At 64.2% G+C, this 17,841-nt stretch carries 16 protein-coding genes and 1 riboswitch; of the genes, 4 read left to right on the top strand and 12 right to left on the bottom strand.

What is annotated here, in order from left to right:
• Positions 1-7: 7 nt before the first annotated feature.
• The 3 genes from RM192_RS11880 to RM192_RS11870 all read left to right on the top strand — a co-directional run bounded on the left by RM192_RS11880 (position 8) and on the right by RM192_RS11870 (position 1,910).
• Complete coding sequence (locus tag RM192_RS11880) at positions 8-169, top strand: LPXTG cell wall anchor domain-containing protein (RefSeq protein ID WP_311508656.1); 162 nt, start codon at positions 8-10, stop codon at positions 167-169.
• A 39-nt stretch (positions 170-208) separates the two neighbouring features.
• Positions 209-817, top strand: coding sequence for a 3-isopropylmalate dehydratase small subunit (gene leuD / locus RM192_RS11875; RefSeq protein WP_311507759.1), 609 nt, complete (start codon positions 209-211; stop codon positions 815-817).
• A 91-nt stretch (positions 818-908) separates the two neighbouring features.
• A complete protein-coding gene (locus RM192_RS11870; RefSeq protein ID WP_311507758.1) occupies positions 909-1,910 on the top strand; it encodes an NADPH:quinone oxidoreductase family protein in 1,002 nt (333 codons plus the stop codon).
• 85 nt (positions 1,911-1,995) lie between these two features.
• Here RM192_RS11870 and RM192_RS11865 read toward each other — a convergent pair whose 3' ends face one another.
• The 12 genes from RM192_RS11865 to RM192_RS11810 form a co-directional block, all read right to left on the bottom strand.
• Positions 1,996-2,628 (bottom strand): trimeric intracellular cation channel family protein, encoded by a 633-nt coding sequence (locus tag RM192_RS11865; protein ID WP_311507757.1) that lies wholly within the window; start codon positions 2,626-2,628, stop codon positions 1,996-1,998.
• Positions 2,621-3,670: a nitronate monooxygenase gene (locus RM192_RS11860; RefSeq protein ID WP_311507756.1), complete on the bottom strand. Its 1,050-nt coding sequence runs from the start codon at positions 3,668-3,670 to the stop codon at positions 2,621-2,623. The genes RM192_RS11865 and RM192_RS11860 overlap by 8 nt, the downstream gene beginning before the upstream one ends.
• Positions 3,671-3,677: 7 nt before the next feature.
• Positions 3,678-3,878 carry a hypothetical protein gene (locus RM192_RS11855; RefSeq protein ID WP_311507755.1) on the bottom strand — a complete coding sequence of 67 codons (201 nt, stop codon included), beginning with the start codon at positions 3,876-3,878 and terminating at the stop codon, positions 3,678-3,680.
• Positions 3,879-3,990: 112 nt separating this feature from the next.
• Positions 3,991-5,391, bottom strand: coding sequence for a dihydrolipoyl dehydrogenase (gene lpdA / locus RM192_RS11850; protein ID WP_311507754.1), 1,401 nt, complete (start codon positions 5,389-5,391; stop codon positions 3,991-3,993).
• Positions 5,392-5,507: 116 nt separating this feature from the next.
• Entirely contained in the window at positions 5,508-6,746 is a 1,239-nt protein-coding gene (odhB, locus tag RM192_RS11845; RefSeq protein ID WP_311507753.1) for a 2-oxoglutarate dehydrogenase complex dihydrolipoyllysine-residue succinyltransferase, read from the bottom strand.
• 37 nt (positions 6,747-6,783) lie between these two features.
• The gene (locus RM192_RS11840) at positions 6,784-9,636 is read right to left on the bottom strand and encodes a 2-oxoglutarate dehydrogenase E1 component (protein WP_311507752.1); all 2,853 of its coding nucleotides are present in this window, start codon (positions 9,634-9,636) and stop codon (positions 6,784-6,786) included.
• 111 nt (positions 9,637-9,747) lie between these two features.
• Positions 9,748-10,041 (bottom strand): GIY-YIG nuclease family protein, encoded by a 294-nt coding sequence (locus RM192_RS11835; protein ID WP_409233809.1) that lies wholly within the window; start codon positions 10,039-10,041, stop codon positions 9,748-9,750.
• Between the two features lie 131 nt (positions 10,042-10,172).
• Complete coding sequence (gene sucD / locus RM192_RS11830; RefSeq protein ID WP_311507751.1) at positions 10,173-11,063, bottom strand: succinate--CoA ligase subunit alpha; 891 nt, start codon at positions 11,061-11,063, stop codon at positions 10,173-10,175.
• Between the two features lie 83 nt (positions 11,064-11,146).
• The gene (gene mdh, locus RM192_RS11825; protein ID WP_311507750.1) at positions 11,147-12,109 is read right to left on the bottom strand and encodes a malate dehydrogenase; all 963 of its coding nucleotides are present in this window, start codon (positions 12,107-12,109) and stop codon (positions 11,147-11,149) included.
• 311 nt (positions 12,110-12,420) lie between these two features.
• Entirely contained in the window at positions 12,421-12,690 is a 270-nt protein-coding gene (locus RM192_RS11820) for a hypothetical protein (protein ID WP_311507749.1), read from the bottom strand.
• 198 nt (positions 12,691-12,888) lie between these two features.
• Entirely contained in the window at positions 12,889-13,755 is an 867-nt protein-coding gene (locus tag RM192_RS11815; RefSeq protein WP_311507748.1) for an OmpA family protein, read from the bottom strand.
• A 337-nt stretch (positions 13,756-14,092) separates the two neighbouring features.
• Positions 14,093-15,301 carry a cell wall hydrolase gene (locus RM192_RS11810; RefSeq protein WP_311507747.1) on the bottom strand — a complete coding sequence of 403 codons (1,209 nt, stop codon included), beginning with the start codon at positions 15,299-15,301 and terminating at the stop codon, positions 14,093-14,095.
• Positions 15,302-15,466: 165 nt separating this feature from the next.
• Positions 15,467-15,667, top strand: a riboswitch (cobalamin riboswitch).
• Positions 15,668-15,732: 65 nt separating this feature from the next.
• Here RM192_RS11810 and RM192_RS11805 point away from each other — a divergent pair.
• The gene (locus RM192_RS11805) at positions 15,733-17,658 is read left to right on the top strand and encodes a TonB-dependent receptor domain-containing protein (protein ID WP_311507746.1); all 1,926 of its coding nucleotides are present in this window, start codon (positions 15,733-15,735) and stop codon (positions 17,656-17,658) included.
• Positions 17,659-17,841 lie beyond the last annotated feature (183 nt).

The following is a 17,841-nucleotide window of genomic DNA, read 5'->3' as shown; positions in this document are numbered from 1 at the left end:
TTCGCGCGTGACCAAGAAAACCGACTGGACCGGCAAGGCAGCCATGGCAGGCGCGGCAATCGGCTCCGCCGCGCTCGCCGCCGCTCTGCTTTACGCCTCGCGCCGCAAGGAACGCGCCGAAAAGACTGCGCCCAAAGCCCCGCCGGTCGACGTTCCCGAGACCGATTGAGGTTCTTGCATCGGGCGTCTTCGCAGCTATAGCGACGCCATGGAACCGGTGAACCAAATCGATGGACGGGCAATCCCGTTCGGCCGCAAGAACGTCGATACCGACGTAATCATCCCCGCCAAGTGGCTCAAGACGATCACCCGTCAGGGCCTTGGGCGTGGCGCGTTCGAGACGATCCGCACCGATCCGGACAACATCTTCGACAGTGCCGAATTTGCAGGCTCACCCATCCTGATCGCGGGCGACAACTTCGGCTGTGGCTCCAGCCGTGAACACGCAGCATGGGCCTTGCTCGATCTGGGCGTGAAGGCGGTCATCGCGCCGTCGTTTTCGGACATCTTCTCGGGCAATGCGTTCAAGAACGGCATTCTCACCGTCGTTCTGCCGCAGGAAGCGATTGACCGCCTGATGGAAGTCGCCGTCACCGACCCGGTGATGATCGATCTTGAGGCGCAAACCGTCACCACCCCGTTTCAGGATCGTTTCAGCTTCGAAATCGATCCGTTCCGCAAGAACTGCCTTCTGAACGGCCTCGACGAAGTCGGGCTGACGATGGCTCGCGATACCGCCATCTCCACCCACGAAGCGAAGATGCGCGATCACTTGCCTTTCCTCGCGCGCGGCACCGATGCCGTAACGGCAGCTTAAGCGCTCATTTAAAAGCCTTCCCAAGCCGCGCAAAACTTGCTTCCTAAGGGCCAAAGGCGGACTGATTCCGCACAGGCTTAGGGAGATACCGATGAAGGCTCTGCGCACTCACGCCGTGGGCGGCCCCGAAACGCTCAAGCTCGACGATCTGCCCGATCCCGTGCCCGGTGCGGGCGAAGTGGTCGTGCGCGTTCGTGCCTGCTCAATCAATTTTCCCGACACGCTGATGATCCGCGATCTCTACCAGTTCAAGCCAGAGCGCCCTTACGCCCCCGGCAGCGAACTTGCCGGGACTATCGAGGCCTTGGGCGAGGGCGTAACCGGCTGGTCGGTGGGCGACCGGGTCATGGCGATGATCGGCAATGGCGGCCTTGCCGAAATGGCCGTCGTCCCCGCTGACCGCCTGTTTGCGCTGCCCGCCGATGTGGACTTCGCCACCGGCGCTTCGCTGCTGATGACCTATGGCACCACCATCCACGCCCTCAAGGATCGTGGCCACATCAAGGCCGGTGACACCATGCTGGTGCTTGGCGCAGCGGGCGGCGTCGGCCTCTCCGCCATCGAACTCGGCAAAGCCTATGGCGCGCGCGTGATCGCCGCCGTCTCGAGCGAGGAAAAGGCCCAGGTCGCGCGCCAAGCGGGCGCGGATGAGGTCGTGATCTATGGTCGCGCTCCGTTCGATAAGGCGCAGTCCAAGGCATTGGCCGAACAGTTCAAGGCCGCCTGCGGACCGGGCGGCGCGAACATCGTTTATGACATTGTCGGCGGCGATTATTCCGAACCCGCCGTCCGCGCCATTGCGTGGGAAGGTCGCTTCCTCGTCGTCGGCTTCCCGGCTGGCATCGCCAAACTGCCGCTCAACCTCACCCTGCTCAAATCCTGCGATGTCTGCGGCGTGTTCTGGGGCGGCTTCATCGCGCGCGAACCAGACAACTTCAAGGCACAGGTCGCCGAGCTGTTTGGCCTCCTGAAAGCCGGCAAGATCAACCCCCGCGTCTCGCAGCGCTTCACCCTCGATGAAGGCCGCGAAGCCATCGCCACGCTCGAAAACCGTCAGGCCATGGGCAAGGTCGTGGTGGAAATGATCGGGTAACTGAATCTCCCCTCCCGCCCATCCTGAGCCTGTCGAAGGGGGGAGGGGGCGGGGGGGAGGGCTTGTTTTGACGGAAGCGCCTGTCTTAGCGTTCAGCCTGATACACCGGCAATCCCAGCCGCCACCAGATCGCTGCGCCGCGCAAGGCGAAGCCCGCCAGCGCTGCGACGGGCCACACCACCCCGTTCGCCAGTCCCAGCGCCGCGCCGCCCGCACAAATCACTGACGAAAGCGCCGCCGCGGTCACATACAACTCAGGGCGCATGAGGATCGAAGGCCGCCCGGCCAGCACATCTCGGATGATTCCGCCGACACAGCCGGTGATCACACCCATCAGAACCGCAGGCACCGGCGCCACCCCAAACGCCAGCGCCTTGGCCGTGCCCAGTACCGCATAGGCCCCAAGCCCCGCCGCGTCTGCCCACTCGAGGACAGGCTTATCCCACCACTGCCTTGGCGTGAACCAGGCCATCAGCGCCACGCCAAGGCACGCCGGCGCAACCCACGGATCGCGCACCCAGAACACCGGCGCCCCGATCAGCAGATCGCGCACCGACCCACCGCCAACGCCGGTCACCAGCGCGAAGAACGCCATCGTCACGAACGTCTGCCGCAGCTTTGCCGCCAGCAGTGCCCCGGTCAGCGCAAACACCGCGATGCCCACCAGATCGAGCAGTCCGATCAGTGCCGAAAGATCCGCGCTCGGCATGTCAGGCATCGAAACCTGCCTCTTGCACAAGCAATGCCACAAGGTCTGCCGCAGGGATCGGCCTTGCCCGGTCGAATCCGGTGCCCGCCCAGTGCGCGCCGAAACCCGCTTCACCTGCCGCCCGTGCCGCCGCGATCAGGGCCTTGCCCGCGTCATAAGTCACCGGATAGTCGGGCACTGTCGTGCTGGTCGTGCTTGCCCAGCCCACAAAGGCATTGTCGAGGCACCGCGCCGGTCTGCCGGAGATCGCCCGTGTCAGTGTCGTGCCCGGTGCCTGCGCCAGAACCGCGCGATAGCCCTCGTCCGCTGCGCTCTCGGGGCAGCCGACAAAGGCGGTGCCAAGCTGCACTGCGTCCGCCCCAGCATTCAGCGCCGCCCGGATGTCCGCCCCGTCCATGATCCCGCCCGCCGCAATCACCGGCACGCCCAGCTTTGCGGCAAGGATCCTGACGAGTTCCAGCGTGCCCAACTGTTCGTCCGCCGCTCCGGGATCGAACACACCGCGATGTCCGCCTGCCTCAAAGCCCTGCGCCACGACCGCGTCCATCCCGCTGGCCACTGCCGCCTCCGCCTCGGCGAGTGACGTCGCGCTGGCCAGAAGCAGGCAACCTTGCGCTTTCAGCGCGGCAATCGCTTCGCGCGTCGGCAGCCCGAAGTGGAAGCTCACCACGGCGGGTGCGGCCTCGACCAGCACCGCCAGCATGTCAGGGTCATCGTTCAGCGAGCAGTAGATTTCGTGCAAGGTTGTTGGCGGCACTGCCCCGAACCGTGCAAACAGCGGCGTCATCGCGCCGGTCCACGCCTGTTCGATGGCGATGTCGCGTATCGCCTGCTGGTGGACGAAGGCGTTGACGTTGAACGGCCGCGCCGTCCGCCCACGCAAGTCGGCAATCGCCGTCCGAGCGGCCTTGGCATCGACCGCGCCTATTGCAATCGATCCCAGACCGCCCGCTTCGCACACGGCTGCAGCAAGGGCGGGGGTGGATGTCCCCGCCATCGGTGCCTGGATCAGCGGATAGCGCAGACCCAGCCGCTGTGCGATCCGCCGCATGCCGCGCTCAGGCGTCGCCCAGCAGCGCTTCCAGCTTCGCCTTGAGCGCACCGATCCGCTCGGCGGCGTCGGTGAAGGTCTTCATCTCTTCGCGGCGCGTATTGCCGCGCGCTTCCTTGGCCGCTTCGAGATAACCTTCCATGTCCGCGTCGAGCGCGTCGATAAGGATCTCGGTTTCGTCTTCGGTCAGGGTAAGCTTGATCGACATGTCTGCAGTTCCTTCAATTCATATCAGGCCTGCACCTAGGCCCGTCACCGCCAGCGTTCAAACGAAAAGGGCCGCCCCGAAGGACGGCCCCCTTCATTCACACTTCCGCAAATCACATATGGATCGGCTTGCCCTGCACGCCCATCGCCGCTTCCTTCAGCGCTTCCGAATGGGTCGGATGCGCGTGGCAGGTATAGGCGATGTCTTCGCTCGTCGCGCCGAATTCCATGGCGAGCGCGGCCTCGGCGATCATCGTCCCGGCCACCGAAGCGATGGCCCATACGCCCAGCACGCGGTCGGTCTTGGCGTCGGCGATCACTTTCACGAAGCCGTCCGGTTCGTGATTGGTCTTGGCGCGGCTGTTCGCCAGCATCGGGAACTTGGAAACCTTCACCTCGCCCTTTTCGCGCGCGGCTTCCTCGGTCAGGCCCACGCCCGCAAACTCGGGGAATGTATAGACCACGCCCGGAATCACGTCATGGTTCACGATGCCGGTAAGGCCCGCGATATTCTCGGCCACGGCAATGCCTTCGTCCTCGGCCTTGTGCGCCAGCATCGGACCCGGAATCACGTCGCCGATCGCCCACACGCCATCCACCTTGGTGGCAAAGTCGTGATCCGTTTCGATCTGCCCGCGCGCGTTGACTTCAAGCCCGATCTTGTCGAGACCCAGCCCGTCGACATAGGGACGCCGCCCGATCGCCACCAGCACGCAGTCGGCCTCGATGGTCGAAGCCTCGCCGCCCTTGGAGGGTTCTACCGTCAGCGTCGCCTTCGACCCCGCGACCGCAACGCCCGTCACCTTGGTGGAAAGCTTCAGGTCCATGCCCTGCTTCTTGAAGATCTTGGCGGCTTCCTTGCGCACGTCGCCGTCCATCCCTGGCAGCAACTGGTCGAGGAATTCGACGACCGTTACCTTGGCACCCAGACGCCGCCAGACCGAACCCAGCTCAAGCCCGATCACGCCGCCACCGATCACCACCATGTGATCGGGCACGCGGGTCAGCGCCAGCGCACCGGTCGAATCCACGATCACGCCCGCGTCGTTATCGACGGTCACGCCGGGCAGCGGCGTCACGCCCGAACCCGTCGCAATCACGATGTTCTTGGCGGTGACCTTCTGGCCCGCCACGATTACGCTGTGCGCGTCCTCGAACGCGGCATAACCCTTGAGCCAGGTCACCTTGTTCTTCTTGAACAGGAACTCGATCCCACCGGTCAGCTGCTTGACCGAATCCAGCTTCTGCGCCTGCATCGCGGTCAGGTCGAGTTCGACCTTGCCGGTCTTGATGCCGTAAAGATCGAACGTGCCGTTGCGCACTTCATCGAACTTCTCAGACCCGTGGAGCAGCGCCTTGGACGGAATGCACCCGACGTTCAGGCACGTGCCCCCCAGCGTCTCGCGCCCATCGGCACAAGCCACCTTCAACCCCAGCTGTGCCGCACGGATCGCCGCAACGTAACCGCCGGGACCGGCACCGATGACAAGAACGTCGTAATCGTATTCAGCCATGTCGGCCTCCGTCTCTCGCGCCCTTCGACAGGCTCAGGGCGAGCGGACCTTGGGGTATTCTCATGCTCAACATCCGCTCGTCCTGAGCCTGTCGAAGGATGCCGCACAACATCAGGTCAAAGATCGATCAGCAACCGCGTAGGATCCTCGATCGCTTCCTTGATCGTCTTCAGCGCCGTCACGGCCTCGCGCCCATCGATGATCCGGTGATCATACGACAGCGCCAGATACATCATCGGACGGATCACGATCTCGCCGTTCCGCACCACGGCACGGTCCTCGATGCGGTGCAGGCCGAGCACGGCCGACTGCGGCGGGTTGATGATCGGGGTGGACATGAGTCCGCCGAACACGCCGCCGTTCGAGATGGTGAACGTGCCGCCCTTCATGTCGTCCATCGTCAGCGCGCCGTCGCGAGCCTTCTTGCCATAGTCGGCAATCGACTTCTCGATATCGGCAAAGCTCATCTTGTCGACATTGCGCACCACCGGCACGACCAGCCCGTTCGGAGCCGAAACCGCGACCGAGATATCGACGTAATCGAAGTAGACGATCTCATCGCCCTGCATCTGCGCGTTGACCGCCGGAATGTCCTTGAGTGCCAGCACCGAGGCCTTGGCGAAGAACGACATCAGCCCGAGCTTCACGCCGTGCTTCTTCTCGAACACGTCCTTGTACTTCGCGCGCGCTTCCATCACCGCGCTCATGTCCACATCGTTGAACGTGGTCAGCAGGGCGGCAGTTTCCTGCGCGCTCTTCAGGCGCTTGGCGATGGTCTGGCGCAGGCGCGTCATCTTCACGCGCTCTTCGTTGCGGCCGCCAGCAACAGCAGCCACCGGCGCAGCAGCAACCGGAGCGGAAACGACCGCAGCAGGCGCCGCCTGCTTGGCCTGCGCCGCAGCGGTCACGTCTTCCTTGGTCAGGCGGCCGTCCTTGCCGGTGCCCTTGACGCTCGAAGGGTCGATCCCGTGTTCCAGCACTGCGCGGCGCACGGCGGGCGAGAGCACCGACACATCGGTGTTGCTGGCAGCAACCGCATCCTTTGGCAGGGTATCGGAAGCCGGCGCAACCGGCGCTTCGGTGCGCGGGGCAGGGGCCTGCGCGCCTGCGGCGGCAACGCTGTCCTCGATGAAGGCCAGCAGCGCACCCACCGAAACCGTGTCGCCCTCGTTCGCGGCCAGCGCGCCCAGCACGCCAGCGGCAGGTGCGGGCACCTCCACGGCAACCTTGTCCGTCTCGAGGCTGACGATGGGCTCGTCGAGCGTAACAGTGTCACCCGGCTTCTTCAGCCACTGGCCTACGGTTGCCTCGCTGACGCTTTCACCCAACGTCGGAACCTTAACTTCAATCGGCATATCGCAATTCCTTGGGGGGAAGGAAAATCTTCAAAAATCAGTTCTTCTTCTGGCGGCGGATTTCACCGCGCACCGAAAGACCCAGCGCATCGGCGACAAGCGCGCCCTGCTCGCTGGCGTGACGGCTGGCGAGGCCCGTGGCGGGCGAGGCCGAAGCCTGACGCCCGGCATAGCGTGCGCGCCCGACCTTGCACTTGGCGGCCTTGAGCGATTCCTCGATCAGCGGCTCGACGAAGAACCACGAACCGTTGTTCTTCGGCTCTTCCTGGCACCAAACCACTTCTTCGAGGTTCGGCATCCGCGCCAGACGCAGCGCCAGCGGCTCGCCCGGGAACGGGTAGAGCTGCTCAAGCCGGATGACCTGCGTATCGCTCATCTCGGCGGCATTGCGCGCTTCGATCAGGTCATAGGCGACCTTGCCCGAACACAGCACCACGCGGCGGGTATCCTTGTCCGCCGAACCATTGGTGTCCGACAGGATGCGCATGAAGTGCCCGTCACCGATGAAATCGCTCGCCACCGACTTTGCCAGCGGATGGCGCAGCAGGCTCTTGGGCGTCATGATGATCAGCGGTTTGCGGAACGGACGGTGCATCTGTCGGCGCAGCACGTGGAAGTAGTTGGCCGGCGTGGTCACGTTGCACACCTGGATATTGTCTTCGGCGCACAACTGCAGGAACCGCTCAGGGCGCGCAGACGAATGCTCCGGCCCCTGGCCTTCATAGCCGTGCGGCAGCAGCATGACGAGGCCGTTGGCGCGCAGCCACTTGGCTTCGGATGCGGCAATGTACTGGTCGATCACGATCTGCGCGCCGTTGGCAAAGTCGCCGAACTGCGCTTCCCACAGCACAAGGCTCTTGGGGTCCGCGCTGGCATAGCCGTACTCGAAGCCGAGCACGCCATATTCCGAAAGTGTCGAGTCCAGCACTTCGAATGTGCCGTGAGGCAGGGTGGTCAGCGGCACATACTTGCGCTCATCGGTCTGGTCGACCCACACCGCATGACGCTGGCTGAAGGTGCCGCGTCCGCAGTCCTGGCCAGACAGGCGTACGCCATAGCCTTCCATGACAAGACTGCCGAAGGCCAGAGCCTCGCCCGTTGCCCAGTCGAACCCTGCGCTCGATGTGAACATCTCGCGCTTGGCGTCGATCACGCGGCCCAGCGTCTTGTGCACGGTCAGGTCCGCCGGAACGGTCGTCAGCGTGCGGCCAAGGCTGTCGAACATCTTCTGGTCGATGCCGGTGGGCACGTTGCGGCGCGCGGTCACCGGATCGGCGGGCTTGTTCAGCCCCGACCAGCGGCCTCCGAACCAGTCGGCCTCGTTGGCCTTGTAGCCCTTGGAAGCCTCGAATTCCTTTTCCAGTGCGGCGGTAAAGTGGCTCTCCACTTCGCCCTTGTGGTTCGCATCGATCACGCCCTGGCCGACAAGGCGGGTGGCATAGATGTCGCTCACCGGCGGATGCTGGCGGATCTTGGCATACATCAGCGGCTGCGTGAATGAAGGCTCGTCGCCCTCGTTATGGCCGAAGCGGCGGTAGCACCACATGTCGATCACGATGTCGCGGCCGAACTTCTGGCGGTAGTCGATCGCCATCTTGCACGCGAAGGTCACCGCTTCCGGGTCATCGCCGTTCACGTGCAGGATCGGCGCCTGCACGCCCTTTGCCACGTCCGACGGATAGGGGGATCCGCGCGAGAACTGGGGCGAAGTGGTGAAGCCGATCTGGTTGTTGATGATGAAGTGGATGCAGCCACCGGTGTTGTAGCCGCGCACGCCCGAAAGGCCGAAGCACTCCCACACGATGCCCTGTCCGGCGAACGCCGCGTCGCCGTGGATCAGCACCGGCAGAACCTGCTTGTGGCGCGCATCCGGGCCGACATCGCTGCCAATATCGTCGCGGAAGACCTGCTGCGCGCGGACTTTGCCCAGCACCACAGGGTCCACCGTTTCAAGGTGCGATGGGTTTGGTACAAGGCTCATGTGCACCTTGATGCCGTCGAATTCGCGGTCGGTGCTGGTGCCAAGGTGGTACTTCACGTCGCCCGATCCGCCCACATCCTGCGGATTGGCAGTGCCGCCCGAGAATTCGTGGAAGATCACGCGGTAGGGCTTGGCCATCACGTTGGCGAGCACGTTCAGGCGGCCGCGGTGGGCCATGCCGTAAACGATTTCGCGCACGCCAAGCTGGCCGCCGTACTTGATCATTGCTTCCAGCGCGGGAATCATCGATTCACCGCCATCAAGCCCGAAGCGCTTGGTGCCGACGTACTTCTTGCCGAGGAACTTCTCGTATTGCTCGCCGCGAACCACGGCAGCGAGGATCGCCTTCTTGCCATTGGGGGTAAAGTCGATCGACTTGTCGCCACCCTCGATGCGGTCCTGGATGAAGCGGCGCTCCTCCACATCGGCAATGTGCATGTATTCGAAGCCGATGGACCCGCAATAGTTGGCGCGCAGAATCGCGACCATTTCGTTGACCGTCGCCCACTCCAGCCCGAGCGCACCGCCTAGGTAGATCTTGCGGGTCATGTCGGCGGCGGTGAAGCCGTAGTATTCGGGCGAAATGTCGGCAGGCAGCTTCTGGCGGGCAAGGCCCAGCGGATCGAGGTCGGCCGCCAGATGCCCGCGCACGCGGTAGGTGCGGATGATCGTCATCGCGCGGATCGAATCCATCGCTGCCTGTTGCAGCGCGGTTTCGTCCAGCGCGGCACCGGCCTTCTTCGCGGCCTTCTCGATGACGAGTTTCATCGCCATCGGGTCCATCGCCTGGGTCAGGTCGTCGCCCGCCGCCGCGTCCGTCACCGGCCACCGCTTGCTGGCCCACGAAGGCCCGGGCTGCGGACCGTCCTGCGCGGGATCCACGTCGAATTCGTGCACTTCTTGACCCATCATCAACTCCTGATCCCCCGGGGAGGAGGGGGCTTCGGACAAAACTAAAGACTAAACCTGCTCCCCCGCGAAGGCGGGGGCCTCAGGCACCATGTGCAACCATAAGGAAGCTCATGGCATCAGACCATCTTCGAACAGATCCCGCCATTCCGGGTTCCGTTCCTCGATCCGGGCAACTTTCCAAGCCCGGTTCCATTTTTTCATCCGGCGTTCGAACATTCGCGCATCTTCGATGTCGTCGAATCTCTCGCACCAGACCAACCGTTCGCAGTTGTAATCCCGGGTAAACCCCGGGACTGCCTGGCTGCGATGTTGAGCGACCCTCGTGGAAAGGTCGCTCGTAACACCAATATACAAAACTCCACCCGGCTTGTTCGTCAGTATGTAGACGTAGCCGGGCTTCAACAGAATGAACCAAAAACATCCGGCTCCCCCGCGAAAGCGGGGGCCTCAGGCCTAAATGCACAACCCTTGAACATAAGGATCATCCAGCCTCCTGAGGTCCCCGCCTTCGCGGGGACGCCAGCAGTTCTCAGCTAAACGCGCTCTTTCAGCACTTCGGCCAGCGTCTCGCCCAGCAGGCTTGGCGAGGACGAGACCTTGATCCCGGCAGCTTCCATCGCCGCGATCTTGCTGTCCGCATCGCCTTTGCCGCCCGAAACGATCGCGCCGGCGTGGCCCATGCGGCGGCCCGGAGGCGCCGTGCGGCCTGCGATGAAGCCGGCCATCGGCTTCTTGCGCCCGCGCTTGGCTTCGTCGATCAGGAACTGCGCGGCCATTTCTTCAGCGTCGCCGCCGATTTCGCCGATCATGATGATCGACTTGGTCGCTTCGTCGGCCAGGAACAGTTCCAGCACGTCGATGAAGTTGGTGCCGTTGACCGGGTCACCGCCGATGCCCACAGCCGTGGTCTGGCCAAGGCCGATGGCCGATGTCTGGAACACCGCTTCATACGTCAGCGTTCCCGAGCGCGAGACTACGCCGACCGAGCCTTCCTTGAAGATCGAACCCGGCATGATGCCGATCTTGCACTGGTTCGGCGTCAGCACGCCGGGGCAGTTCGGACCGATGAGGCGGCTCTTCGAACCCGAAAGCGCGCGCTTCACCTTGACCATGTCCATCACCGGAACGCCTTCGGTGATCGCCACGATCAGTTCCATCTCGGCGTCGATCGCCTCAAGGATCGCGTCGGCGCAACCCGAAGGCGGCACGTAGATGCACGATGCGGTCGCGCCAGTGGCGTGCTTGGCTTCGGCCACGGTGTTGAACTGGGGCAGACCGATGTGGTCGGTGCCGCCCTTGCCGGGGGTCACGCCGCCAACCATCTGCGTGCCGTAATCAAGCGCCGCCTGCGTGTGGAAGCTGCCGGTCTTGCCGGTCATGCCCTGCGTGATAACCTTGGTATTCTTGTCGACGAGAATGGACATGGAATTTCCTTTCCGGGGAGGCTCTCAGCTGAGGAGCACGGAAAATGGCGTGCCCCGCCACGCGGGCAGGGCACAATTGATGATTAGACGAGGCTTGGATCGATGCCCTTGCAGGCTTCCAGCAGTTCCTTGACCGCGTCGACCGAGACTTGCAGGCCAGCCTTCGAAGCATCGTCGAGTTCGATCTCGATCACCTTCTCCACGCCGTTCGCACCGATCAGCACCGGAACGCCAACGTAGAGGCCGTCAACGCCGTACTGGCCGTCAACGTATGCCGCACAAGGCAGGATGCGCTTCTGGTCGTTGAGATACGCTTCGGCCATCGCGATGCCGCTCGCGGCTGGTGCGTAGAACGCCGAGCCGGTCTTGAGCAGGCCGACGATCTCGCCGCCGCCCGAACGGGTGCGCTGGACGATCGCGTCGATGTTTTCCTGGCTGGACAGGCCCATCTTGACCAGATCGGGCACCGGAATGCCGTTGACGGTCGAATACTGGGTAACCGGCACCATCGTATCGCCGTGGCCACCCAGAACGAACGTGTTCACGTCGCGGATCGAAACGCCGAATTCCCATGCCAGGAAAGTCGAGAAGCGCGCCGAGTCGAGCACGCCTGCCATGCCGACGACCTTGTTGTGCGGCAGGCCCGAAAATTCGCGCAGCGCCCATACCATCGCGTCGAGCGGGTTGGTGATGCAGATGACGAATGCGTCAGGCGCGTTGGCAGCAATGCCCTCGCCCACGGCCTTCATAACCTTGAGGTTGATGCCGAGCAGGTCGTCGCGGCTCATGCCCGGCTTGCGGGCGACACCGGCGGTGACGATGATCACGTCTGCGCCTGCGATGTCGGCATAATCGTTGGTGCCGGTGATCTTGGCGTCAAAGCCTTCGACCGGGCCGCACTGCGAAAGGTCGAGCGCCTTGCCCTGGGGCACGCCTTCGACCACGTCGAACAGGACGATATCACCCAGTTCCTTCTGGGCGGCGAGGTGGGCAAGCGTACCACCGATATTGCCTGCGCCGATGAGCGCGATCTTCTTGCGTGCCATGCTTTACGGTCCTTTCCCGTTCGCGGGGACAAGCATACAAGACAACCGGATTTCGGGCGGCCGGACGTCGGCATCCCTGATGAAATCCGGCCCAGTCCTCCCCCATGCCCCGCGAGACAGGGAAGTGCTGGCGTATGACTCGGCCCCTAAGCCCGCACGCCTACGAATGCAACCGCGAAAAACCGCTAGTTCCGGGGTTTTTATGATAACAGTTCGCAATAGCGATAAATGGTTGTCTGGCAGTCAATTCTCAAGCAAAAAGGCCCCGGCGTTTCCACCGGGGCCTTCGTTACTTGCGCACCTCAGTACGTTTACCGCATCCGCGCCTGCGCAAACTCGCGCGCCATGCGCCGGTCGAGCGTGCGGCACACTTCCATCCAGAACCCCACCCGGCCCTCGTCGCCGCCGCGCTCGGCAATAAGCGCCGCATCGCGCGCCTGCGCGGCAGCCGAAAAGCCATGCGCCGCAAACAGCCTCAGCGCCGTGTCGAGCGCCTCGCTCTCCTGCGGCCATGAGCCGCACCATTCTTCGGCATTGTCATTCACCGCCCGCACATGACGACCCAGGATCGGGCGCGCCATGCAGGGGGAAATGATGCCGTAGCGGGGGGCAAATCGCACCATGGGTTGTTCTATCTCCTAAGGCAGCCCCGATCACGACCCGGGTGCCATCCTCCACACGAGAACCTCTAGCCCCCGCAGCCTAAGGTTCCGTTGGACGACACGGTAAAGGAAGCAATAACCACCCGGTCCGAAACAGAATTGCGACCGGCGGAGTTTTTACAGCCCGTCCAGCCCCTTGCTCACCAGCACATTGACCGAAACCCGGCGGTTCTGCGCCTTGCCTTCCGCGGTATCGTTGCTCGCCAGCGGGTCAGCCTCGGCCATGCCGGTCGGTGTCAGCATCCGATAGGGCTTCCAGTGGCAGGCCTGCTGGAGATAGTTGATCACGCTGCCTGCACGCTTTTCGCTGAGAAGCTGGTTGTATTCCTCGCTCCCCACCGAATCCGTATAGCCCACGACCAGCATCAGCGCGTTGTCGGTCGCTTCGGCCTCGGCAGCGGTGGCGCAGAGTTCGGCCTTGGCCTGCGGCGAAAGCACGGCGCGGCCCGTATCGAAATAGACATTGCTCGTGCGCTTGATGTTGTACTTGTCGATGTCGCCCATCCGCCCGCGCAGCGCTTCGGTCGCAGCCGACTGTTCGGCAAAGCCCTGCGCGGTCCCTGCACGGATCATGGTCGCGGTCTTGAGATCGCCGTTCTTGAAAGTGATCTGGCTTGCCAGCAGCGAACCACCCGCCTGTAGCGTCTTGATCGTTACCGGCAGCCCGTTGAGCAGCGCTTCAGGGCCGATTTTCGCACGCGTGGATCCGAACAACCCGCCGCCAGCCCTGATCCGCGTCGTCTCCGCGATCTGGATGACTGTGGCAGACCCGTCAGCGGCGGTAACCTGCAACCGGTTGCCACTTCGGGCAGAGATCACGCCCTTGATGTCCGGACCTGCGGCGAGGGTCGCAGGATCGACCGGCACTTCACCCTCGACCACGATATTGGGGTCAACCTGCCCCTGCGCGGCAACCGCGCTCAGCGGCAGTGCCAGCGCGGCCAGCAGATGCCGTGTCCGCAACAATGTCTTGGTCGTCCGCATATTCCCTCCAAAGCTTGTAACCCCACGGGCACCGCCTGTTCACGCAGACCTTGCTCGCAGATGAATGGGCCTCTCTAGAAGCTGCCTTGTAGAGATCAATCGGCGGAGTTGTGCGACGAACTGATCCGTCTTGCACTTAATCTGCAGCGATAGAACGCGGCGCAATCTCGAATACTCACCCCAAACCGTTCGTCCTGAGGCAAGCCAAGATACGCGCAGTTAATAGGTCCTGACCCTAGTATCGTCGCCCCGGGCCTTGCCCGGACTGAGGCTGCCTTTCAGCGCCGGCCGGAACAAATCGCCACTCCCCGATCGGCCATGGGGTGACGCTTCACCCTCAAGCCCCCGGTTGCGCGATCCAGGTGTTCGCGTTTTCATACCCCGGCAGCACCGATCCGCTACCCGATGTCGGTGCATCACCCGCCACCGGCTTGCCGCCGGGCAAAGCCTGCGCGCGGAACAGCGCATCGCCGCCGCGTTGCTGTAACGGCGCAGCGTAAGTCGGGGCAGGGCTGGAAGCTGAAGCCGCCACGATCCGCCCTTCCTCGAACGCCTTTTCCAGCGTCAGCGGATCGGCCACATCGGCGGGCGAGGGTGTCCAGGTGCGCGGGTGCGGCGCGGCAATCGGCTCGCCGCCTGCATAGCGCGCGGTGAAGGCCGCCGGTTTGCCCGCAGCGCCGCCCCAGCGATAGAACCGGTGCGCCCCGATCGTGCCGATGAAGGTCAGGCTCGGTGCCCAATAGGGATGCACGGCAGTGGTGTGGTAATGCGTGGCAAGACCCACCGGCGCGTAGACGTAACCGGCCAGCGCGTCGGCCGCCACGCGCCGCGCGCGGTCCCAGAACGCGGCCATCGGTTTGCGCGCCAGCGATCCATCGCAAGCGAAGCTGAACTGGCACGAAGGCCGCTCAGATCCCTGATAGACCACGCCGCACACCGTATTGGGATAAGCGGGATGGGCAACGCGGTTGAGCACGACTTGCGCTACCGCGCGCTGCCCGCCGTCCGGCTCGCTCGCCGCCTCGTAATAGATTGCCGCCGTCAGGCACTGCAAAGCGCGAAATCGATCTTCGCCAGTGCCGGTGGCGATGACAGGCCGCGCAATCGCGCCGCCTATGGCTTCCTCGTCGTCGCGCCGCGCGTCCCAGGCGGTTTGCGCCTCGGTCGGGGCGATCAGCCCGGTGTCATCGGAGGCCAGCCAGTAAAACGCCGAACCCGGAAAGCTCTCGCCTGCGCGCTCGAACGGTTGCAGCCCGGCCATGCGTTCATGCGCCGATGCCGCCGAGATGCCGCCCGGTTCGCCCCAGCCCAAAGGGCCAAGCAACATGCCGAGAATTCCGAACATCGCCACGCCGGCCACGCGGCGGCGCACTACCGAAGGTGCACGCAAGGCCCTGCGGATAGAACCCATGTCTCGCCGCCGGATTCGCGCCGCAAAATCACGCGGCCTCATATCCATTTGGGCTTCTTCCGCCCACACACGTTCCACCCGCGCCGTGGCGACACTTGGCAGTTCGATCGGCCGGAAGGCGATTTCCAAAGGCATGGGTAACGCGAGAATCCTGATATTCCTGTTTTTCGCTAATCCCTTGGGCCTCACGGCGCACGCGTGCTTTTGCGCCTGTCCCGATGCGGCACAGCCCCCTTCGATCCGGTTAACCTGCCCAAAAGGGAACACGGCCTCTTGCAGTGCACAAAAGTTCCCGTTAGTTCATGCCGCGACGCCAACGGTGCCCCGTCAAACGGGCTAAGAGGGAAGCCGGTTCAAATCCGGCGCTGCCCCCGCAACTGTAACCGGATAGCGCGTTGCCCAGTGAAGCCACTGGTGCCGGATTCGATCCCGGCGCTGGGAAGGCGGGCGACGCACGATGACCCGGGAGCCAGGAAACCTGCCGATGGTCGTCGTTCCGCGGCCGGGCGGGGTGTACCGGGCGCATGCGGCAGGCGCGTCATTTATGGCCCAGCGCTCCTCCCGCCATGAACGGCAGTTCCGTTCGTGGCCGTGGAGTCTACCGCGTGAAGAAGTTTCTCATTTCCGTTTCCGCACTCGCGTTCGCAAGCCCCGTGCTGGCGCAGAACGCCGACGACATTGTCATCGCAGACTTGAAGCGCCCCGAACCAATAACCGTCATCGCCACCGGCAGCGAAACCCTGTTGAGCAAGACCGGCCAGCCGATCACCGTCATCACGGCGCAAGAAATCCAGTCGATCCAAGGCCCTGACATCACCCGCGTCCTCGAACGCGTCCCCGGCCTCACCATCACGCGCAACGGCGGCCCCGGCAGCTTCACCGGCGTGCGCCTGCGCGGCGCGGATGCTGAGCAAGTCCTCGTCCTCGTCGATGGCGTCCGCGTGGAAGACGTCTCTGCCCCCTCGGGCGGTTTCGATTTCGGCACGCTTACCCCCGGCGGCATTGAGCGCATCGACGTGCTGCGCGGCTCCAACTCGGTCGTCTGGGGCAGTGCCGCACTCGGCGGTGTGATCGCGGTCCAGTCGCGCGATCTCAACGGCGTCGAAGCCAGCGCCGAATATGGCGCGCATGAAACCTGGACCGCCGATGCCGCTGCAGGGATTTCGTCCGATCTCGGCGCGCTCACCCTCAACGGCGGCTATGCCACCAGCGACGGCGTTTCCGCTGCCGCCGCTGGCACCGAACCCGACGGCTTCCGCCAGTACCGCATCGGCGGGCGCGGTCGCCTCAACGTCACGCAGGAATTGGCGATCGTCGCCACCGCGCGCTACGCCGATACCCGCACCGACATCGACGGTTACGCACCCCCGTTCTACACTTTCGGCGATACCCCCGAATACCAGACCACCCGCCAGGCCTCGGGCCGCGTCGGCCTGCGCTACACCGGCAGCGCCCTCACGCTCAACACCGGCTTCGCCCTGTCAGACACCAAGCGCAACTACTACGACCCGACCTTCGGCACTGCCCCATCCTACGGCTACAAGGGCCGCTCAGAGCGCGCCGACCTGACGGGCCGTCTCAACCTGCCCGCCAGCGTCACCCTCGATTTCGGGGCGGACAGCGAATGGACCCGCTTCTCCAGCACGTTCGACGCTGAAGCCAAGGCCAACCTCACCAGCGGCCACGCCCTGCTCGGCTGGACCTCGGACCGCGCGAGCCTAGCCGCAGGCCTGCGCTATGACGACCACAGCCGCTTCGGCAGCGCATGGACCTTCGGCGCGAACGGCTCGTTCCAACTGGTCGAAAACCTCCGCCTGCGCGCCTCCTACGGTGAAGGCTTCAAGGCCCCTACGCTCTATCAACTGCTCTCGGACTACGGCAACGCCGCGCTGGTCCCCGAACGCTCGAAGAGCTACGACGCTGGCCTCGAATGGGGCAGCCGCAACGGCGCCCTCCATGCCTCGGCCACGGTGTTCCGCCGCGATAGCCGCAACCTGATCGCCTTCGTCTCCTGCGCCAGCTTGAACGCCTGCGCCACGCGCCCGTTCGGCCTCTATGACAACATCGGCAAGGCTCGTGCCGAAGGCGTCGAAGTCGAACTCGGCGCAAAGCCCAGCGACACCCTGCAACTTCGCGCTGCCTACACCTACCTCGAAGCGCGCAACCTGACGCCGGGTAACCTCAACAACGGCAAGGATCTCGCCCGCCGCCCGCGCCACGCGCTCACCGTGTCGGGCGACTGGACAAGCCCGCTCGCTGGCCTCACTCTCGGGGCGGACTTGCGCATGGTCGGAGACAGCTATGACAATGCCGCAAACACCGTGCCGCTCGATGGCTACGCCGTGACCACCCTGCGCGCCAGTTTCCCCGTCACCGACAAGGTCGAATTCTATGGTCGTGTCGAAAACCTGTTCGACGAAGGCTACCAGACCGTCGCCGACTACGGCACCTGGGGTCGCTCCGCCTTCATCGGCATCCGGGCACGCTATTGATCCAGCGCCTCGCCCGTAAAGCGAAACGCAAAATGCCCCCCTCCCGCTTGCGGGAGGGACGGCCCCTCTATCTCCCCTCCCGCTTGCGGGAGGGGTTGGGGGAGGGCCTGTTGCCAACCCTCACAATCATCGCCACAACTCTCCTCACCAGCTGCGTCCCGGCATCCCAGGCGGCCCAGGAGC

Source organism: Novosphingobium sp. MMS21-SN21R, from assembly GCF_031846015.1.
Lineage (GTDB): Bacteria > Pseudomonadota > Alphaproteobacteria > Sphingomonadales > Sphingomonadaceae > Novosphingobium.
Note: the sequence above shows the minus strand (reverse complement) of the source record. Positions and strands in the feature narration are given on the sequence as shown.

What these genes read in the sequence shown, in the direction of transcription:
- leuD (WP_311507759.1), top strand. Translation starts at nt 209, where the DNA reads ATGGAACCGGTGAACCAAATCGATGGACGGGCAATCCCGTTCGGCCGC.
- RM192_RS11870 (WP_311507758.1), top strand. Translation starts at nt 909, where the DNA reads ATGAAGGCTCTGCGCACTCACGCCGTGGGCGGCCCCGAAACGCTCAAG.
- RM192_RS11865 (WP_311507757.1), bottom strand. Translation starts at nt 2,628, where the DNA reads ATGCCTGACATGCCGAGCGCGGATCTTTCGGCACTGATCGGACTGCTC.
- RM192_RS11860 (WP_311507756.1), bottom strand. Translation starts at nt 3,670, where the DNA reads ATGCGGCGGATCGCACAGCGGCTGGGTCTGCGCTATCCGCTGATCCAG.
- RM192_RS11855 (WP_311507755.1), bottom strand. Translation starts at nt 3,878, where the DNA reads ATGTCGATCAAGCTTACCCTGACCGAAGACGAAACCGAGATCCTTATC.
- lpdA (WP_311507754.1), bottom strand. Translation starts at nt 5,391, where the DNA reads ATGGCTGAATACGATTACGACGTTCTTGTCATCGGTGCCGGTCCCGGC.
- odhB (WP_311507753.1), bottom strand. Translation starts at nt 6,746, where the DNA reads ATGCCGATTGAAGTTAAGGTTCCGACGTTGGGTGAAAGCGTCAGCGAG.
- RM192_RS11840 (WP_311507752.1), bottom strand. Translation starts at nt 9,636, where the DNA reads ATGGGTCAAGAAGTGCACGAATTCGACGTGGATCCCGCGCAGGACGGT.
- sucD (WP_311507751.1), bottom strand. Translation starts at nt 11,063, where the DNA reads ATGTCCATTCTCGTCGACAAGAATACCAAGGTTATCACGCAGGGCATG.
- mdh (WP_311507750.1), bottom strand. Translation starts at nt 12,109, where the DNA reads ATGGCACGCAAGAAGATCGCGCTCATCGGCGCAGGCAATATCGGTGGT.
- RM192_RS11820 (WP_311507749.1), bottom strand. Translation starts at nt 12,690, where the DNA reads ATGGCGCGCCCGATCCTGGGTCGTCATGTGCGGGCGGTGAATGACAAT.
- RM192_RS11815 (WP_311507748.1), bottom strand. Translation starts at nt 13,755, where the DNA reads ATGCGGACGACCAAGACATTGTTGCGGACACGGCATCTGCTGGCCGCG.
- RM192_RS11810 (WP_311507747.1), bottom strand. Translation starts at nt 15,301, where the DNA reads ATGCCTTTGGAAATCGCCTTCCGGCCGATCGAACTGCCAAGTGTCGCC.
- RM192_RS11805 (WP_311507746.1), top strand. Translation starts at nt 15,733, where the DNA reads ATGAACGGCAGTTCCGTTCGTGGCCGTGGAGTCTACCGCGTGAAGAAG.